18 protein-coding genes are annotated in these 17,362 nt (G+C 45.0%); 3 read left to right on the top strand and 15 right to left on the bottom strand.

The genetic code is table 11. The annotated features are described in order from the left end of the window. Positions 1–384 precede the first annotated feature (384 nt). A complete protein-coding gene (locus ACTHRY_RS00670; protein WP_440373958.1) occupies positions 385–768 on the bottom strand; it encodes a hypothetical protein in 384 nt (127 codons plus the stop codon). Between the two features lie 685 nt (positions 769–1,453). On the opposite strand from ACTHRY_RS00670, the gene ACTHRY_RS00665 reads away from it, so the two are divergent. Genes ACTHRY_RS00665 through ACTHRY_RS00655 form a run of 3 tightly spaced genes read left to right on the top strand, consistent with a single transcriptional unit; the run spans position 1,454 to position 3,023 of the window. Further along, on the top strand, positions 1,454–1,852 hold the full coding sequence (locus tag ACTHRY_RS00665; protein WP_440373957.1) for a phosphoglycerate kinase: 399 nt from the start codon (positions 1,454–1,456) through the stop codon (positions 1,850–1,852). A gap of 56 nt (positions 1,853–1,908) precedes the next feature. Further along, positions 1,909–2,697 carry an N-6 DNA methylase gene (locus tag ACTHRY_RS00660; RefSeq protein ID WP_440373956.1) on the top strand — a complete coding sequence of 263 codons (789 nt, stop codon included), beginning with the start codon at positions 1,909–1,911 and terminating at the stop codon, positions 2,695–2,697. A 14-nt stretch (positions 2,698–2,711) separates the two neighbouring features. Further along, positions 2,712–3,023 (top strand): hypothetical protein, encoded by a 312-nt coding sequence (locus ACTHRY_RS00655; RefSeq protein WP_314052103.1) that lies wholly within the window; start codon positions 2,712–2,714, stop codon positions 3,021–3,023. Between the two features lie 266 nt (positions 3,024–3,289). On the opposite strand, the gene ACTHRY_RS00650 is transcribed toward ACTHRY_RS00655, so the two are convergent. From ACTHRY_RS00650 to ACTHRY_RS00585, 14 genes are all read right to left on the bottom strand, one after another. Continuing rightward, positions 3,290–4,540, bottom strand: a complete 1,251-nt coding sequence (locus ACTHRY_RS00650) for a Y-family DNA polymerase (RefSeq protein ID WP_440373955.1) — start codon at positions 4,538–4,540, stop codon at positions 3,290–3,292. 1 nt (position 4,541) lies between these two features. Further along, entirely contained in the window at positions 4,542–5,123 is a 582-nt protein-coding gene (locus tag ACTHRY_RS00645; protein ID WP_070615770.1) for a LexA family protein, read from the bottom strand. A 150-nt stretch (positions 5,124–5,273) separates the two neighbouring features. Continuing rightward, positions 5,274–6,167 (bottom strand): zeta toxin family protein, encoded by an 894-nt coding sequence (locus ACTHRY_RS00640; RefSeq protein ID WP_440373954.1) that lies wholly within the window; start codon positions 6,165–6,167, stop codon positions 5,274–5,276. Between the two features lie 23 nt (positions 6,168–6,190). Then, a complete protein-coding gene (locus ACTHRY_RS00635; RefSeq protein WP_224783325.1) occupies positions 6,191–6,406 on the bottom strand; it encodes a hypothetical protein in 216 nt (71 codons plus the stop codon). A gap of 2 nt (positions 6,407–6,408) precedes the next feature. After that, a complete protein-coding gene (locus ACTHRY_RS00630; protein ID WP_150537981.1) occupies positions 6,409–7,035 on the bottom strand; it encodes a recombinase family protein in 627 nt (208 codons plus the stop codon). Between the two features lie 9 nt (positions 7,036–7,044). Continuing rightward, the gene (locus ACTHRY_RS00625) at positions 7,045–7,719 is read right to left on the bottom strand and encodes a Fic family protein (RefSeq protein ID WP_150537980.1); all 675 of its coding nucleotides are present in this window, start codon (positions 7,717–7,719) and stop codon (positions 7,045–7,047) included. 239 nt (positions 7,720–7,958) lie between these two features. Continuing rightward, complete coding sequence (locus ACTHRY_RS00620; protein WP_049323738.1) at positions 7,959–9,023, bottom strand: relaxase/mobilization nuclease domain-containing protein; 1,065 nt, start codon at positions 9,021–9,023, stop codon at positions 7,959–7,961. A 10-nt stretch (positions 9,024–9,033) separates the two neighbouring features. After that, positions 9,034–9,549 (bottom strand): plasmid mobilization relaxosome protein MobC, encoded by a 516-nt coding sequence (gene mobC / locus ACTHRY_RS00615; RefSeq protein ID WP_049323737.1) that lies wholly within the window; start codon positions 9,547–9,549, stop codon positions 9,034–9,036. A gap of 62 nt (positions 9,550–9,611) precedes the next feature. Then, the gene (locus ACTHRY_RS00610; RefSeq protein ID WP_440373953.1) at positions 9,612–10,841 is read right to left on the bottom strand and encodes an ArdC family protein; all 1,230 of its coding nucleotides are present in this window, start codon (positions 10,839–10,841) and stop codon (positions 9,612–9,614) included. Positions 10,842–10,896: 55 nt separating this feature from the next. Then, a complete protein-coding gene (locus tag ACTHRY_RS00605; RefSeq protein ID WP_049323736.1) occupies positions 10,897–11,103 on the bottom strand; it encodes a hypothetical protein in 207 nt (68 codons plus the stop codon). Positions 11,104–11,112: 9 nt separating this feature from the next. Next, entirely contained in the window at positions 11,113–13,689 is a 2,577-nt protein-coding gene (locus tag ACTHRY_RS00600; RefSeq protein ID WP_440373952.1) for an LPD7 domain-containing protein, read from the bottom strand. A gap of 61 nt (positions 13,690–13,750) precedes the next feature. Continuing rightward, entirely contained in the window at positions 13,751–15,763 is a 2,013-nt protein-coding gene (locus ACTHRY_RS00595) for a type IV secretory system conjugative DNA transfer family protein (RefSeq protein ID WP_440373951.1), read from the bottom strand. Positions 15,764–15,833: 70 nt separating this feature from the next. Beyond that, the gene (locus ACTHRY_RS00590) at positions 15,834–16,202 is read right to left on the bottom strand and encodes a single-stranded DNA-binding protein (RefSeq protein ID WP_049323733.1); all 369 of its coding nucleotides are present in this window, start codon (positions 16,200–16,202) and stop codon (positions 15,834–15,836) included. A 9-nt stretch (positions 16,203–16,211) separates the two neighbouring features. Continuing rightward, positions 16,212–17,339 (bottom strand): ATPase, T2SS/T4P/T4SS family, encoded by a 1,128-nt coding sequence (locus ACTHRY_RS00585; RefSeq protein ID WP_070615587.1) that lies wholly within the window; start codon positions 17,337–17,339, stop codon positions 16,212–16,214. Positions 17,340–17,362: the final 23 nt, after the last annotated feature.

The raw sequence follows: 17,362 nt of genomic DNA, 5'->3' as shown, positions 1-17,362 counted from the left end.
GTATAGGACGGCCTTTATACAAAGATCACCTTCACAGACCACTATCAAAAAATATTACAGGCTCGCGCCTGACTGTTTTTTGTGCAACTTATGATGGATGTAGATGGATATTGACGTTTGAGAGGATATAGACTCTTTTTGAGGGAGAGATATGTACAGGTTTTGTGGATAAATCGTTAGAAATATGTACAGGAGACGCTGTACCTGTTCGGAAATCCTGCTAATACTGCCCGTTTGGAACACTCGCTGGCTGAGGCAGAACAGGGGGAATTTGTAGTGGTCGAACTGTGAGGAAGCGCCGTTTTACCGCTGATGCCCCGAAGATTTGGCATATTGGAAAATATTTTTTTGAGTAAAGGCCGTCTGAAAATTCAGACGGCCTTTTCATTTGTAGTCCTCCGGGTTAATCTGATTTTGCCAATCAAATTTGTTCTTCCCGGAATTGGATTGAGCCAAAGTTTCTTTTGGCTTTTCAGGTTCAGAAACGGGGCTTTTTAAATTAATTAATTTATTATCATTTTGAGATTCTTCTACCTTTTTTTCAGCTCCTAAATTCATTTTTTGAAGCCGGGAACGGATGAATCGATTTAATGCCTGTTGGCTTACTCTTACATTTTTCTTTTCAGCCAAAAACTGCAATATCAGTTTTTCAGTAAACCCAAGCTGCTTCATTTTTAAAATTTCATCTTTATAAGGCTCCAGTACGGATCGTTTCCCTGGACTCAATTTATTTTCATACGATTTGATGAAATCTTCTAAATCACTCATACACACCTCTTACAACATCAAAACAACATTTATACAACCTATTTTACAACCTATACAACACTTATACAACCTATTACAACAATAAACAACTAAAAACAACATTTATACAACATTTAAACAACATCTATATAACAAAAATACAAGCATATTTACAACACGAATACAACATTAAAACAACATATACAACATTAAAACAACCATATACAACCTATTTACAACTAAATAACAACATATATACAACAATTAAACAACAAATACCTCCTCTCCGCGCGTACTTCTTCTCTCAAAAAAGGATATTGGCTAAGTACCAATAAATTTTAACTACAACGCAGGATAGGCAACGAGTGCCAAAAACAGGGTGGTTTTACCACCCTGATTCCGCCCAAAAGGGCGGAAACGCCGCAAAGCGGCTGAAGGTTTGAACAACCATCGGGGGCATCTGCCGCCGTGTTGTTGGTTGATGTCTAAATTTCAAAGCGCAAAAAGTCCAGACCAAGACAAGTGTCTCTGCACGTCTTCCACCTTTTCCACCACGCCACAGAAGGCGCACCGGACAAAGATGAAAGCCGCACAAAGCCAGTCTGGACTTTTTGCGCTTTGAAATTTTTAACGACATCACAACAAGGCGGCAGATGCCCCCGATGGTTGTTTATTTATGAATGAACATTTATGAAAGGACTATCAGATGGGATTAGATATGTATGGCTATACCATGAAAGCCGAGTTTGTCGGCGACCGTCAAACCGATGTGAATGTGAGTGAAGATGAACGCGAAGAAGCAGCACTGAATCATTTTGCCTACTGGCGAAAATTTAACCATCTTCATGGTTGGATGGAAAACTTATATCGTCAAAAAGGCGGAAAAGCTGAAGTCTTTAATTGCTGCACTGTTCGGCTAGAACTTGAAGATTTAGACCGTCTGGAATCTGATTTAAATGAAGAAAAATTGGAATACACGCCGGGCTTTTTCTTTGGAGATTCGCAAATTTATCCCGAAGACATTACAGAAACCAAAACCTTTATAGCGAACGCGCGGTTAGCGATAGCTGAGGGGCGAGCAGTTTTCTATGACAGTTGGTGGTAATGGCATTTAAACGGTTTCAGGCGGCAAAGGTCGTCTGAAACCTTCGGGAGCAAAAAATGGATAACACGGTTAAAGAGCTGAAAAAACTTATTTATTCATTCGGTGCGGCATATAAGCCGTCTGATGTTTTTCGTGATTTCGTCGAGCTGGCAGCGATTGCCATTTTAAACAGCTATATTCGGGATGAAGATTGGGAAAATCGTGAAGAGCGATACCACGTTATCCGCCGACAATATAAAGAAGAGGCTTTTAAAATTTTTCCTGAGCTATTAGGCGTTTTGGCTTCGGGCTGTATTCGAGCGGTGAAAGTCGGAAACTACGAAGATTTTTTGGGCGAACTTTATATGGACTTGGGAGCGTCGAACGAGCGTAACGGACAGTTTTTTACGCCAATGTCTATATCAAGAGTGATGGCAAAACTGGCGGGAATTGACACGGTGGAGAAGCTGGCGAATAAAAGATTTGTTTCTTTACTTGAGCCATGTTGTGGCAGTGGTGCGAATCTGCTTGCTTTCGCCGAACATATCGCCGATAGCGGAAAAATTCCAAGCTTACATATGGCAGCGGTTGCGGTAGATATTGATGTTTTATGTGTGTGGATGTGTTTTGTGCAATGCCATTTTTACGGTATTCCCGCAAAAATTATACATGGCGACAGTTTGAAACTTGAATTTCATACGGCTTGGCGGACGGTGCATTGGTTGCGTGGAGGATTTGAAGACGATATGAAAGCTGAAATTGTCGCTGACAAAAAAGCCGCTTTCGATGCAGAACAGCAACACCATAGAGAAACGAAGATTACCGCCCCTTTGTTGACTTTGGAAGAACAGTTGGTCTTGTTTTAAGGAAAGGAAGAAGCGTGATGATTCAAGATGTGAAAAAAGTGGATTATGACAAAATGTTTTCTGAATGCCTAAAAGGTAAAATTCCAACTGAAACGAGGCTGGATACCGAAGCCCTAATTAATCTATTAATGTTGGAAAATGTTTCTGAAATTGAAGCAAGCATTAGAAAAGGTTGTATAAGAGCAACACATTTTATAGGTTCTGACAAAAAATATATCTATGATACAGGTATTGATGATGAAGAAATTCAATGGGAAATTGAAGATTTTAAGGCGCATTACCCTCACACTTGGTGGACGGTAGAGCAGATTAATTATAATGACTAAGATATAAAGGTCGTCTGTAATCACTGTTTCAGATGACCTTTATCTGTCTAAGCCAAACTGAAAAAAGAAGCCCGCCGCAGCCCCGTTACCGCCTCTCAAAGTTCGGCAGAAACGTCCCCACGCCCCCAAGTAGAAAACAGACTTAGGCAGCTTTTCCGGCACCTTCGGCAACCTACAAAACTGCCACGCCTATTTTCCACTTGCCCCCTACGGCGGGCTTTTTATTTATGAAAAATCGGGATTCTTTTGAAGAAACTTATCCTTCGTCAAACGATGGGTAAATCTGTAAACCGTGTGGTATAGCACTGACTCAATCTGTCCCTATTCATTTCCCAGTTGTTGGCCAATAGTTCTGATGCAAGTTTCAGACGGCCTTTACCGTACCGGCGATTAATTTTGTCCCATGCCTCCATAACTGGGTTGGTAGTTGCTGACTGCCAAAGATCCGCCTGTATCTGCCCGGCGGGCATTAAACCCTGTAATTCGATCCCGCATTTTTTATAGAGGTAGCCACTGCGGTAGATAGTTTCTAGTATCTTTTGTGCTGCGTGATTTAACAGCACGGTGTCGGAAGTCGGTACAGTTAGGCTTATTGTCTGACTGTTATGATATTGAGGATCAGATTCTTTGAAAAAATCGGTATGTAAAAACACAGAAACAGATGAGGCCGTCAATTGGTCTTTACGCAATGCTTCAGCACCTGAACTGATATGATGCGTGATGGCGGCTTTTAAAGCCTCCAGTGTATCTATGCGTGTTCCAAAACTGCGGCTGCGGACAAGATTCTGTCTTGTTTGCGGTTTGGGGTGCAAACCATCACAGGCAACGCCCTGCATCTCACGTTGCGTCCGTTCGACCGTCACACCGTATCGCCGGCGTAGGGTGCCGGTATCCGCCCGAACGAAGTCCAATGCGGTATAAATTCCTTGCGCCGCCAGTTTGGCCACTGTTCTACCCCCAATTCCCCAAATCTCATCGACACCCTGGCTGCGCAAGGCACGAAGGCGGACAGACTCATTCCAATCTGACCAAACCACCACTCCTCCAAAGTGATCGGGGTAACGTTTGGCAAGATGATTGCAAAACTTGGCCAGCGTCTTGGTCGGTGCGATGCCGACGCAGGTCGGTATGCCAACCCACTGCAATACGCGATGTCTGATTTGGCCGCCGAGTTCGGCGAGGTTCTCGATACCGGCCATACTGGCGAAACATTCGTCTATCGAATAGACTTCAATCGTAGGGACACAACCGGCGATAGTTTCCATCATCCTCCGGGACAGGTCCGCGTAGAGTTCGTAGTTGCTCGAATAAGCTTTCAGACGACCTTGAGAAACTAAGTGTTTCACACGGAAATAGGGTTCCCCCATCTTAATGCCTAAAGCCTTTGCCTCAGCAGATCGTGCAACCACGCAGCCGTCGTTGTTTGACAGGACGACGACAGGGACGTTCTTCAAATCCGGCCGGAATACCCGCTCACAGGAACAGTAAAAGCTGTTGCCATCTATCAGTGCATACATGTCAGCCACCCTGACGCACGTCTTTGATGACGAAAGTCACGACCCCTACAACCGACCATGTATCTTCATCGGTCGGTACAAAATCAGGGTACTCGCCGGAAGCGTTTTCAGAGTGCAGCTCAGGCTTTCGACCGGGAACTTTGTATAGCCGTTTGATCGTAAACTCGTTGCCTAAATCCGCCATCACAATATCGCCGTGCTTCGGCGTTTTGGAGCGGTCGATGATCATAATATCGTCTTTACTAATCCCAGCATCTAGCATGGAATATCCACCGGAACGGGCGGCGAAGGTGGCGGACGGGTTGGCAATGAGATATTCGTTGAAATCTAGGTAGTCTGCGACATACGGCTCCGCAGGTGACGGAAATCCGGCCGGCACTTTTTCTAAGGCAACCGGAACCTTCAGATTTGTCCGACTTATTGGAATCAGACTGTCCGGTGGCAGGGCAGAAGAGGCAATCATGGCATCGACAGCGGGTATCAACGAAACAGGAATACGCTTTACTGTCGTCGCTTCACCGGTCTTGCTTTTGCGCCCAGCACCGTCTCTACGGCCACCGCGTTTCTTTGGTATTTCGCTCATAGTTTTTGTAGTTTGATTTTGTAACGAAATCATTTTACCAAAGAATATAGTTCATTTGGATTTAAATTTCCCATAACCAAACATCCTTTTGTTTAGAATACAAAAACACCCCGAAGGGTGTTTTTTCTTTGGAACAAATGGCCTAATAATTTAGCGATCAATATCTAAATCCATATTCTGTTGAGGATTCTTATCTAACTGTTGGAGTTGGCTGTCATAAAGATTGATTTTTGCGTGAATTTGATTAGCCGGTTGTAAACCAGCAATCAGTTTTTCTGCGTGCTTAATTACTTGTTTCTGAAAAGCACTCAAAGAGTCAAACTCCTGTTTAATACGAGACTCCAATTTTTCTAGATATCGGGTATTGCGATGAAGCTCATGGTCAATCGCCATACCAGGCAATTGGTTTTGATGGATTCTACTGTCAAAGATCAGACCTTCGCGTGAATAAACAGCAAAATAATCGGCCTTACCGGAAAGAAAAACTCTATCTGCATTCTCTGGAAGTTTTTCCACTACCAAATCATGATGTTCTTTTGGTGTTGCTCTTGGTGTTTCACCAGCTTTGACCATTTCATCATAGCGTTCTAATGTGCCTTGCCAACTTACTTCTGAAGGAGCAGTTTGTAGATAGACAGCAGTTTGATAACCATGCTGTTGCATATCGTTCAAAGTCTTAATTGGCGTTTCAGGCGTTCTGAAAGTTCCTTCAACAACGATGTTATACCCTTCTTTAAGTGCTTGCTCTATAACCCTACCTGTCATTTTCCCTGAAAATTCGGCTGTATGTTTGGCAGATTCTTTGCCATATTGAGCCTGTATCTCATCAAAATTAGGATGATAACGACGGAACTCATCCCCATTCACAACCAGCACATTTCCGTTCAGTTGTGCATTAATCATCTTAATAAGATTTGATTTTCCTGCCCCTGGTTGCCCCCCAAGTACAAAACCTTTCGGTGGTAATTCAGGTTTAATCTGATGTTCATCCATCAGATCGTCCCATATTTTCTCAAATGCTTCATTTTCCTGCTCAAGCGTCATAGATAACTACCTTCCTTATCTGACTAGACAGAATACTTTTGATAAATCTGATTGCACTCACTCACTACTTTGTCAAAATCAATATCTTCAGGTTCTGAAGCATACAGTTCCCGGCGTAAGGCGACCAAACGACTTTGATCAGGTGTACGGCCTTCGCTTCGTGGAGTTTTTCGCGCAATCATGGCCAAAACTGAAGCCACACGTTCAATCAAAGCGTCTTTCTGCATTAAAGTAGCCATTTTTATTCCTTTTCTGAAATTAGGGATTGTTTGTGTTGTCGCATTACCAGTTTCACCAGGGATACGCTACACCCGGCCAACTTGGCTGTTTCTTGAAGGGTATGATGTGAGCGCAGGCTGATAATCAATTTATGTTTTTGAGTATCTGCCTGACGACCTTTGAATCGTCCTTGTTTTTTTGCTTCAGCAATTCCGGCTGCTTGGCGTTTCTTACGTTGTTCGTAGTCATCTCTAGCCATTTGTAGGGCAATTTTAAGCAACATGGTTTGTATGCTGTCTAAGACGATTTTGGCAATATCGGAGTCAGTCTGTATTTGACTCAGGTCGATAATGCCGGGAATGGCGAGAAATGCCCCTTTTTCACGGATACGGTTTACCAGCTTTTCTGCTTCAACCAGTGGCAGACGAGTGATACGGTCAATATGCTCGGCGATGATCACGTCGCCTTCTTGCAAATCGGCAATCAATTTGTTCAATACAGGTCTGTCGGCACGAACGCCCGAAGCCTTTTCCTTATAAACCCCCGCAATGTAGTAACCTTCTGCCTTAGCTTTCTCAATTAAGGCGTTTTGCCGCTCGAGATTTTGTTCTTCGGTACTGACACGTTGGTAAATTCTCGCTGCTTTCATAGTCGGGCCTCAGTAGTCGATACCGAAAATACAGTTTTGATACAGGAAGGTGGCAACATCGAAATCATCGCCGGAGCGGTAGAAAGCTGAAAGTTTTTCGTTGAACTCAGACATTTGCAGTTCGGAAATTTCCAAAATACCGCAGCCTTTTTCTATTAACAGCGCGTTGGCAAACAACGTGGCCGTTCTTTTATTGCCGTCCCAAAAGATTTGCTGTCGCATAAAGGCCAACATAGATCGGATAGCAGTTTCGGTGGTCGAACGGCTTCGGTTCGCAATTTGACCAAACAGGTTCTGTACTTCAACTTCTGATATGGCGGGCGGTGTATGGCGCGATCCGTCAACTAGGGTAACGCCGACTGTGCCGGTGCGAAAATCTCCGGGAGCTAATGAATCTTCTTGGGCAACGATACTGTTTATTTTCTTTAGCAGTGGAATATCAACGGGAAGGCCGTCTGAAATATGGCGCATTACATATTGGTAAGCACGTTTCAGATTTAAGATAGTCTGAATATCACCCAATGATGCCGAAGCAACATTTTGCCCATTGATAATCTGTTCTGTCTGCAACAAAGTTGTCTGACAGTTTTCAAACCGGCTTAGATTGTGGATTTGGGCAACTAATACCTTTTTGGCCAAAAAGATATTTTCTTTAAGGCTGAGATTATATTTATCTGGAAACACTGTTGCTCCTTATACGGATAAAGGTGGTTAATTTGGGTATGCTCTAATTATCTATTAAATAAATACTTTTATGTTTGGCTAATTTAAAATAATCAGGACTTAAATTGTCTATGACCAAATTATCTATTCTATTTGTCTAGTAGGCAAACTGATTTACATAGCCTGACAAAATATAAAAACAAAAAAGCCCGGCGGCCGTACAGACATCTGTACGGCCGCCGGGCTTTTGCATTGCTTGTTTAACGAGTAGGTTCGTTGTCTTGTTCTATACCTGTTTGTTTGGAAATATGCGGTTCTTGCTGTAATTGAGGGCTGACCTTTTGATCGTATTCCCGTTGTGCTTTAGTGCTTAGAGGTTGCCCAATCATATCCTTAGCCAATCTACTGATAAGCCTGGCTTCATTTTTGTGTCCCATCTTATACAGTTCTTTGGCTATAAGACCATATTCAGCCAATATGTAACCGCGTGTCTGCATGACCTTCTGAATGTAGGGATGTGTCGGACGTTCCAGGTTTTTGATTGCTTGGTTTAATTCTTCCAGCCGTTGCTTTTCGATGCGGGGTGTTGCACCACGTTCTTTCATGGCTCGCACTATGCCATTTTCAGCTTTGAGGATTTTTCCCCGGTGTTGCCGTTTAGTAGCCGCACACTCTACACCTTCCTCCCGGAGTTTTTCAGCAAAACGGACGCGCCATTCAAAAAGATCATTTTTACGCGGATTAAGCCGTTGCCCGTAGGTATCTCTCATCAATACACACAAATGTACATGGGGATGCTCGGGTTCGCCTTCTTTTTCGGATTCGTGGTGTAAAGCGAAGAGATATTGATGGTCGGCAAACTGTTCAGCGGCAAAATTGCGGGCGGCATTCAAGACGGCCTGCGGCGGTGTTCCGGCAGGCATGGATAGGACGATATTGAGGGCTTCCCGGTGTTTGCCTCTTTCGGGGATATTGAGTTTCTGCCAATCTTCTAGTTGCGATTTGACAGCTTTTTTACCGTTTAATTTTTCACCGGAGTGATTTTCGACAGTAATTTTACCGTTGCGTGAAATGTAGTCCAAATGGTTGCGTATGCCCTGCATACCATTGGAGTTTCGACTTAGCCTTTTAGGGATTTTAACCATGACTTCGGGGTGTTTTTTAGCCGCCGCCGTCAGGTTGGCCAATCCGCTACCTGATTTGAGGGGTACTCTGGATTTTGCCCGGTGATTGGATTTTGAGATGGGGATGCTGGAATCTTTTGCACGGACGGAGCGGGTTTTGAAACCCAAAAACCAATCGTCTATTTTACGGTACAGGGACATAGCTTTACTCCTATTCGGACAGGCGTTTGCGGTTGGTTCGTAATACGTCACTTACCCTTTGGGTATGTTGCCTGATGAATTCTGATAGGGCATTTATCTGTTCGGATGTAAGCGAAACACCTTCGCCCATATTGAGCTGTCGGGCAATTTGGTTGAGGTTGCGGCCTATACTTAAAAGCTGGTAGTTTGACTGGAAAAGCACTTCGACTTCGGCCGCCGTCAGCAGGGGATGCTTACGGACGTGCGACTGGACTATATCGCGTATGATGTCGTTCACGCTGCTTTTGTGCTTTTCAGCGGCGGCTTCGAGGTAGGCACGGTCTTTTTCGGGCAGGCGGACGGTAACGCGTTTGCTGCTTTTTGGGGGTGGAAGTCCGATCAATTCGGGTTCTTCCTTTTCAAGCTGCGCCTTCAAAAGCCGTTTTGCCATCCACGACACACTGGCTTTCCCATACCGTTGTTTTGCCAGTTGCGTAAGCTCTCTAATTTCTTCATGGGTTAAACCATAGACACTGATTTCAGGCATGGTTCTTTTCCTTAAAAAAACAAGGTCGTCTGAAACCATGTTTCAGACGACCTTTCTTATCGTTATCGTCCGTAAAACAGTTCCTGTTGCTCAGGAGACTGTTCCAGGTCTTTTTGTGTCGTCAGGCGGCCATATTGGGTCTGATAGAAATTCAGGCGTGCCTGTATCTGTGTTTGTTCGGGCAGGCCTTTAATCAGGTTTTCCATGCCTGCCTCCAAAATTCGGTACTTTTTCTGCTCGTCGGCATTCATATCAGACAACCGCTGCCCATACTGTTCTTTTGCTACCAGCAAACGTTCTTCCAAGGTTTGCGCCGGTTGCCGTGCCTCCTTTTCAGACGGCCTTGTTGTATTTGTAGCCTGGTCAATGGATTGATTCTGCTCCCGATCTATTTCTATCTGCTTTTCAAAAGAAAAAATAAATTCTTTGATTTTTGCCGCATCTTGAGAGGCTTTCAGAATTTCCATAGGTTCTTCCGTCAATACCTTTACCCAATCGCCAACATATCCGGCGTGTCTGTCTGGATTATGCGGAAGACCCAGCTCACGACTCATCATCATCGAAGAAATTTCAGCACGAAGTTCTTCCCGGGCATAAGATGAATCACCAAAGCGACCGCCCATATCTCGATTAAGCCGGTCGGCATGCCCTGTCCTATGCCCAAGTTCATGCAGAGCAACAGCGTAATATTCTCCCTGCCCAAGAAAACGTTCTTTAGGGGGCAGTACTATAAAATCCCGGGTTCGGTTGTAATACGCATCATTGCCTCGATGATGGATAACCGCGCCCGAAGCCTTGAGAAGTTTTTCTGCACGTTCGTGGTCAATCCATACAGGCGGTGCCTTTTCCCATGCCGGTAAACCATCTATCTGTTCGGCATTAAAAACGGTAAAACTTTTGAAATAAGGGTTCTCCAACTGGATTCTTTCTTTAACGGGTTCTCCATTTTCGTCTCGAATAATTTTTCCTTTTTCATCTTTTTGGATCTTCTCGGTATGGGTAATCAGCCTTACTAACCCAGTTCCACGCTCCCCTTTTCGGACTTGTGCGTTCACACTCTGAGCCTGTTTGTAAGTCATCCAGCGCGGATCACTGTAACCTTGAATCATCAAATTTAGACGGTTCATACCGCTATATTCAGTACCTGATACGGGGTTGAAAGGAAAATCTCTACCCATATCAGGCTGCCAGGGCAATTGAAATGGAGCTGTACCCTGCTTAAGTCGCTCGATCAGTTCTTTGGCGATTTTTTCTGCATATTCTTCTTGATGGCTTTTTTTGCGCTCAGTCATTTTTTATCTCCTCCAAACAGAAAAAAGCCCTGCCATTTCCGGCAGGGCTTACTGTTTATTTCCAACTACTTAAATCTAAAAGCCGTTTGGCCTCCGGTGGAGACTCCGGGTTATCCAAATAAGCTTTCATGGCTTCATAAGACTGGCAGGCGGTCAGATAAGCCTCCTGTTCTTCATGACTTAGATTGAAAAATACCTCTTGCTCTTCAGAAGTGAGTAGGGTATTCCAATCTTCCTGCAAAATATCGGCATACTCTTCCATCTTTCCTCCTTATCTTGTAATTTCCGGATCCTGCCCTCTTTCAGGACTGTATTGCTCCCGGCCTTTTGCCGTCTGTTGTTGCTCTTGTGTCGGACTTGGAATCTGAATCGGATCGGGCAATTTCAGCTTCGTTCCGTGCATATTTTGGGCGGTATGCTCGTAGTAGTTTCTCAAGGCTTTTGTGCGTACATCACCTTCCAGCCCGCGTATTGAATCCATCACACCGCGTTCATACATTGCCAGTTTCTTTTGATTGGGCTTACTCAACTTTTGTGCTTTCTGCATATAATGATCTTTCGCCGCAACAAAGCCTGTATTCAACGCAGCCGCCTTCATATCATCAGTCTGATGCACGACTTCGGCGGGAACTTCTTCCCGACCAATGGAATGAACCGGTACGTCAATATCGGTATCAGCTCGAGGAGAAGCATTGATTGTTCTGTCGGAAGGCAGTGTGCTTTGCGCTTTCAGTCGATCAGCGGCAGACAGCATGGCAGCATCGGGCTGGGTATGAATGCGCTCTTCACGTTCAACCTCGGGTTTAAGCTGTTCCTGCTCCTGTGTAGGCTTCCCCGTTTCGCTTTGAGAGTTACCCTGTTCTGTTTGTTTATGAGGCTCTTGTCTTGGCTGTTCCTTCTCTACTTCCGGTTGTCGTCTTTCCTGCTCACGCACCATCTCCGGTGTAATGCCATTTTGCGCGTAACGTTCCCGCAACGCTTCCACTCGCTGCAAATCAGCGGCAGTCGGATTGTAGCCACTGGTACGGATACCCTGGGCGGCGGCTTCAATAAACATTGCCTGACGGAAATCTTTACTGCCCGACAACTTGATGCTGTCCCAACCTTTGGCTTTGACAACTTCCAACATATCCTTGACTGTTTGCGGATCAGAAAGGGCTGTTTTTAACTCCTTGCCTTTATCTTCAAACAGCACTGTTTTGTGGTCTGAAACGGAATAGAATTTGCCGCCTACGCTGTGGTAACGCGTTTTGATGTTGTCAGGGATACGATATTGCAGGTCTAAAACGACCTTGCGGGCGTTTGGTTCAGTTTCAGACGGCCTATCGAACTTTGGGGCGGTAAATTCCGATTCGGAGCGGGTAGAAGTCTGTCCTTTTTTGTTCTTTTCCTGAATAAACTCATCTTTTAGGGGTGCTTCCCATCCTTGCTCCGTTTTATAAAACGTTACGCGTTGTCCATCATGTGTTATACCTTCATAGAATTTAAGCGTACCTTCTTTATCCAAGTCTTGTTGAATTTCTTCGGGTGTTTTGCGTAGATACATGATGTCGGTTGTTGCATCATGCAACTCGTAATGTTTAAAGTCAGACTCACGGTAAACCGGCTCATTGACTGTTTGGGTTCGACCATCGTATTCAATACTGTTGGTTGTATTAGAAGAGGTCGTCTGAATGTTGTCTTTGTTTTCAGGATTCATGGGGTTCTCCAAGTTTTCAGGTTCGGGCAGGCTATGGTTGGCTTTCTCTACCCTTTCGCGCCATGCCTCCAATTCGTCAGCGATTGTCTGTTCTTGGTTGCTGATGTCGGGCTTTGGGACGAGATTGATACCTTCTTTAAAGGTTTGACGGACAGCCTCTAAACCGGCCAGTTGGTGCAGATCGTTGAAATCGCTCGGTAAAGGGGGACGGCCTTTTTCATCTACCCCTTTGCCTTTCTGATATTGTTGTATCTGCGTCATGGTAAATTCGGGCTGGATTGCCGTAGCACGATCGCCCAATAAAGCAACCGCCTGTCGTGCTTTTTTAATGCCGGTTTGTGAAGCATCATTATCAACTGCAACCACGACAGGTACGTTTTGAGGAAGTTTTTGTGCCAGTCGTTCGGCAACGGCAACCATATTACCTGCATCAAAAGCAATGATGACGGGCTTGCCAGTGGCTTCGTAGATACTTGCCGCCGTAGCATATCCTTCCGCCATGACGACACCGACCTTTTCTACATCCTCAGCCTTACCGATAAAGGCATATGCTCCCTGAACCTGACCTCCTGCCAAGAAACGTTTACCGCCATCTTGGTTGATGGATTGCAGGTTGACGATCTCATTTTCGTACAGGACGGGGATAATCAGATTGTCGTTGTCCTTATATTCGTTTTGACGCAGACCGGCGATGGCATCCGGGTTGGTAATTCCTTTGGCAGCAAGATAGGGATGGATCAAAGAGGCAGGTCGGCTGCTTTGCCATATCTTTTGTGCTGTGATTTTGACCTTTTGTTGTGTTTGTTGCCGTTCGTGTTCGGCAGCCAAACGTTTTGCTTCGGATTCTGCCTTACGACGTTCAAGCTCTTCCGCACTCGGCGGCGTATAAGGCTTGGTAGGCTGCCATCCGTTCTGCCGCGCCAACTTCCATACGGTTTCAATGTGCCACATTCCTGGCTTCAAGCTTTTCCAGGTCGATTTAGCATCACGAGCAGAATAACTGTCGGCACGTTGAGACCATTCATCCCAAAGGTCGTATCCGTTCTCACCCAGTTCATCTTTAACGGCTGCGCCAACCTGCCACCAAGTATCTCGGTCTTGTGAGTCGATATAACTCAAAGCACTGCGAATGTCATCAATGTCGCTCATATCTTCAATTCCTTATAGACTGAAAAAAATAAAGCGGCCTGCATTTTGCAGACCGCTTCTCTTATGCTCCGGCTTGGACGTTATCACCAATGAACTGCTTGATAAATGGCAGTGAGTCTTCACCCCAATTTTCCAAAAGCACAGGCATCAGTTCATTGATATATTCCGGCGGGCTATCCGGCGGAATAATCGAGGATAGGATTGCACCGGCAATTTCTTCTGAGTTTGAAGCATCCTTCCAATGGAAACTATCCATCTCATCGGGAGAAACGAATGTTGCTTTAGATGCAGTGATGGGTGATCTAACATCGGTATGAATATCCAAAACCGGGATCTCCGGCAATGCCCAATTTGCCCGTTTAGCGAATACGGGGTCGGTGTAATATACGATTTTCTTGGCATAGATCGGACGGCTGTTACCCAAGCTGATGATACAGTCGCTTTTCGGCATCATCTTCAACTCGTCCGGATTCATCACTGCTCGGCGTTGATCACTGGTACTTGTGCTTCGACTTCCCCCTTTCCCTACTGACCGTGATGTAGATTTGGCTTTGTAAGTCTCGTAACCGATAAGTTTACTGTATTCATCAGCATCGCTTTGTTCTCGCGGTGGATAGACAATTTGACAGCCAAAGTTGGTGAAAAATGTGCGTGTTGCATCACGTCCATATAGATCAGTTACCTGAGATGGAGTTTGTATAATCAGCAGAAGACGCAGACCGTAACCGGCGATATACGAGACACCGTGCTGAATGGCTGGAATCACACCCAAGGCGGTAAATTCGTCCATCAATAGGCAGCATTGGTATTTCAGCGCATCGGAATTGTTGGATGGCAAACCCTGCTCAACGTTTACTGTAATCAGTTGGCTGAAAAAAAGGTTCGTCAGTCGTGAAAATACGGCTGTTTCAGTTGGAACAATACCGATATAAACCGTCATCCGTTTTTTGCGTACTTCATCCAAGTAAAAATCGTCGCCACTTGTTGCCGCTTCGACTACCGGGTCAATGAAAATGCCCAAAGGCGCAATCAGTGTTGCCAAAATGTCTGCGCCCGTTTTGGCGTTTCCGTTGGCAAAGCCCATCAGTAGGCTGCGGCAGTTTTGGCTCAACTGTGTATGAGGCTGTTGTTCGCGCAATGTCATTTCATCTTTAATCCACTCCGCCAACGTTCTACCATCCGATGGTGTCGTCAAACGGAACAGGTTGGCCAACGTGGTTTTGTTTTCAGGTAAGGATAAGTCGCGCTCCGATTCCGTCTCAACCATGTAGAGCAACAGACCGGCAAACAGGTTTTGTGCAGATTCCTGGAAAAAGGTTGCACTGCCGTTATCTTTAGCCGGCTTTGGGTACATGATGGAAGCGATGTTTTTCACATCTTTGTAGGTATAGATGGGATTTCTGCGGATATAGGTACAGGGATTCCAACGGTGTGAAACCAAAGGTGCGTTCGGATTGCGTTCGTGTTCCGGCATACGCCCGCCCGGGTTAAACAAAAACACTTCCTGCCCATGAGAAGACCGATAGCCACCTGAAATCAGGAAGTTTTCCAGTTTCGGATCAAATACGACCATGCTGTCCCGGTAGTGAAGACAGTTTGGAATCACAATACCTACGCCTTTTCCTGACCGGGTAGGTGCGGCTAAATATAAAAATTCGTTACCTGACCAACGCAAATAATCGTTACCATATTTCCCAATCAGTAAATCCGGTTCCTCATCACCAGTAAATTTCTTTTTCAAAAGACCATGCTTTGTGATTTCCATACGATTGGCAAAGCGCGCCGATCCATGCAGTTCACGTTTTGGTTTCATCAGCATTGCTGCACAAATTATCACGGCAACTACAATTGGAATCAGAAGAGCAATAAAGACTGATACTTCAAAGGCCGTCTGAGCGCCAGGTCTCAACCGGTCGTAGTATTTCCAATAGTGGTACAACATGCTAACGGATGGCTCGCTTTTTAAATTCAACCATGCCGTCATTACGATACTACCTAGGTACATGCCACCAGCAAAACTTATTGGAACAAAAATGCCCAGCATGGCTAACAGCCCAATTAACTTGTTTTTCATTCTCTAATGCCCCATAAAAAAATATAGCCCGCTTAAAGCGGGCATACGATTACAGCTTGAACTCAAAAACTTACAGATATTCCAAACCGGACACAGTTTCGTTTTGGTTTTTCGTATGAATAATCTGTATTTCTCCAGCCATAATCTCATACACAGTCTTCTCAACACCGTGATGTTCGTAACGGCGTGATTGCAACTTACCTGCAACCCACAAACAATCACCTTTCTTCATGTAGCGACAAACTGTTTCTGCCTGTTTGCCGTACAACACAACATTAAACCATTCGATTCGTTCACGTTGCTCGTTACTGGCTTTATCACGCCATTTTTCTGTATAAGCGAGTGAAATACTGCTTACAGGCGTTTGATTGGGCAGATAACGCAATTCCGGGTCTTTTCCCAAATTACCCATTACTTCAATACGGTTTAGGTATGGCATATTTCTTCCTTAAACTCGGCCACGCATGGCATAAAATTTTTCAACCGGGTCAAAATACAGTTCGGTCATATGAGTCTTTTCAAAATAGGCAACAACATCAATACTGGATTTAACCGAGTTGAGGATATAGTCGTAATCCATTGTCCGGCCGGTTGCCGATTCTTTCGCCAATTGGGCGATACGATAATGAACACTCCGTGCATCATTGGCATGGACGGACATTAGGCCGCCCGGGTGGCCTGTATTTAAGAGCGAGATATAATCCCAAGCCTCGTCGCCACGCAGCTCAGTCAGGAAAACCCGGTCGGGTTTTAAACGCATACAGGCGGCAATCAACATTTTTGCCGTGATATGGCCTTTGTAAAAGAGATGGGCATGATTAAGGTGCATGGGCAAGTCAAGCTCATGCGTGTCTTCCAGCGTAATAATACGGGTTTCTGACGGTACCAAATCGGACAGGGCTTTAGTGAACGTCGTCTTACCGGAGCCGGTGCCACCGACCATACAGATATTGAGTTTGTGTTTAATGGCCAAAGCAAAAAAGGCGTTCATATTACGGTTTGCCTTGTGATCCAACATTTCATATTGCCAAGGTGCAAGTTGTACGTCATGAGGAAGCTTCATCTTGTCAGAAATATCCCGAAAATATTTGTTGTCTATTTCCATTTTGCCAAGATTAAGGTCGGCTGAAGCTCCAAAGGCAGATACATCTTGAAAACGGGAAACACGATCCGTCTGTATGTAATCATCCAATGTAAAACGTGTCTGCGACGGTTTGCGGAAAGCATAGACGATAGTTTTGTCTTCACAGGACGGCGGTATCATGATGTGGCCGCGTTCACCGTCAGGCAGAGTAACGGAGTGGATAGGTTGCTCCATACTGATGTGTTTGCTGTTATAGGTACATAACGCAGTAGCAAGCTGAGTCAAAATCGGTAGTGTCAGTCGGTCGTCTTCAATCCGCTCAAAACCGGCCGAGGTTTCCAAAAAGACTTCGCGTTCCCGGTTAATCAGTACTTCGGTTACGCCTTCTCGGTTGAGATAATCGTCCAAACCTGTTTTGGCCATCAAGTTGCGGACAACCGCATCTGAATGGATAGATGCCTGCCCGTGAAAAGTTGTCGGGTTTTGTGTCATTTGGAATTAGGCTTTCATAAAAA

It is taken from the genome of Neisseria sp. P0004.S004, assembly GCF_051963335.1.
In the GTDB taxonomy this organism is placed as follows: domain Bacteria; phylum Pseudomonadota; class Gammaproteobacteria; order Burkholderiales; family Neisseriaceae; genus Neisseria.
Note: the sequence above shows the minus strand (reverse complement) of the source record. Positions and strands in the feature narration are given on the sequence as shown.

What these genes read in the sequence shown, in the direction of transcription:
- ACTHRY_RS00670 (WP_440373958.1), bottom strand. Translation starts at nt 768, where the DNA reads ATGAGTGATTTAGAAGATTTCATCAAATCGTATGAAAATAAATTGAGT.
- ACTHRY_RS00665 (WP_440373957.1), top strand. Translation starts at nt 1,454, where the DNA reads ATGGGATTAGATATGTATGGCTATACCATGAAAGCCGAGTTTGTCGGC.
- ACTHRY_RS00660 (WP_440373956.1), top strand. Translation starts at nt 1,909, where the DNA reads ATGGATAACACGGTTAAAGAGCTGAAAAAACTTATTTATTCATTCGGT.
- ACTHRY_RS00650 (WP_440373955.1), bottom strand. Translation starts at nt 4,540, where the DNA reads ATGTATGCACTGATAGATGGCAACAGCTTTTACTGTTCCTGTGAGCGG.
- ACTHRY_RS00645 (WP_070615770.1), bottom strand. Translation starts at nt 5,123, where the DNA reads ATGAGCGAAATACCAAAGAAACGCGGTGGCCGTAGAGACGGTGCTGGG.
- ACTHRY_RS00640 (WP_440373954.1), bottom strand. Translation starts at nt 6,167, where the DNA reads ATGACGCTTGAGCAGGAAAATGAAGCATTTGAGAAAATATGGGACGAT.
- ACTHRY_RS00635 (WP_224783325.1), bottom strand. Translation starts at nt 6,406, where the DNA reads ATGGCTACTTTAATGCAGAAAGACGCTTTGATTGAACGTGTGGCTTCA.
- ACTHRY_RS00630 (WP_150537981.1), bottom strand. Translation starts at nt 7,035, where the DNA reads ATGAAAGCAGCGAGAATTTACCAACGTGTCAGTACCGAAGAACAAAAT.
- ACTHRY_RS00620 (WP_049323738.1), bottom strand. Translation starts at nt 9,023, where the DNA reads ATGTCCCTGTACCGTAAAATAGACGATTGGTTTTTGGGTTTCAAAACC.
- mobC (WP_049323737.1), bottom strand. Translation starts at nt 9,549, where the DNA reads ATGCCTGAAATCAGTGTCTATGGTTTAACCCATGAAGAAATTAGAGAG.
- ACTHRY_RS00610 (WP_440373953.1), bottom strand. Translation starts at nt 10,841, where the DNA reads ATGACTGAGCGCAAAAAAAGCCATCAAGAAGAATATGCAGAAAAAATC.
- ACTHRY_RS00605 (WP_049323736.1), bottom strand. Translation starts at nt 11,103, where the DNA reads ATGGAAGAGTATGCCGATATTTTGCAGGAAGATTGGAATACCCTACTC.
- ACTHRY_RS00600 (WP_440373952.1), bottom strand. Translation starts at nt 13,689, where the DNA reads ATGAGCGACATTGATGACATTCGCAGTGCTTTGAGTTATATCGACTCA.
- ACTHRY_RS00595 (WP_440373951.1), bottom strand. Translation starts at nt 15,763, where the DNA reads ATGAAAAACAAGTTAATTGGGCTGTTAGCCATGCTGGGCATTTTTGTT.
- ACTHRY_RS00590 (WP_049323733.1), bottom strand. Translation starts at nt 16,202, where the DNA reads ATGCCATACCTAAACCGTATTGAAGTAATGGGTAATTTGGGAAAAGAC.
- ACTHRY_RS00585 (WP_070615587.1), bottom strand. Translation starts at nt 17,339, where the DNA reads ATGACACAAAACCCGACAACTTTTCACGGGCAGGCATCTATCCATTCA.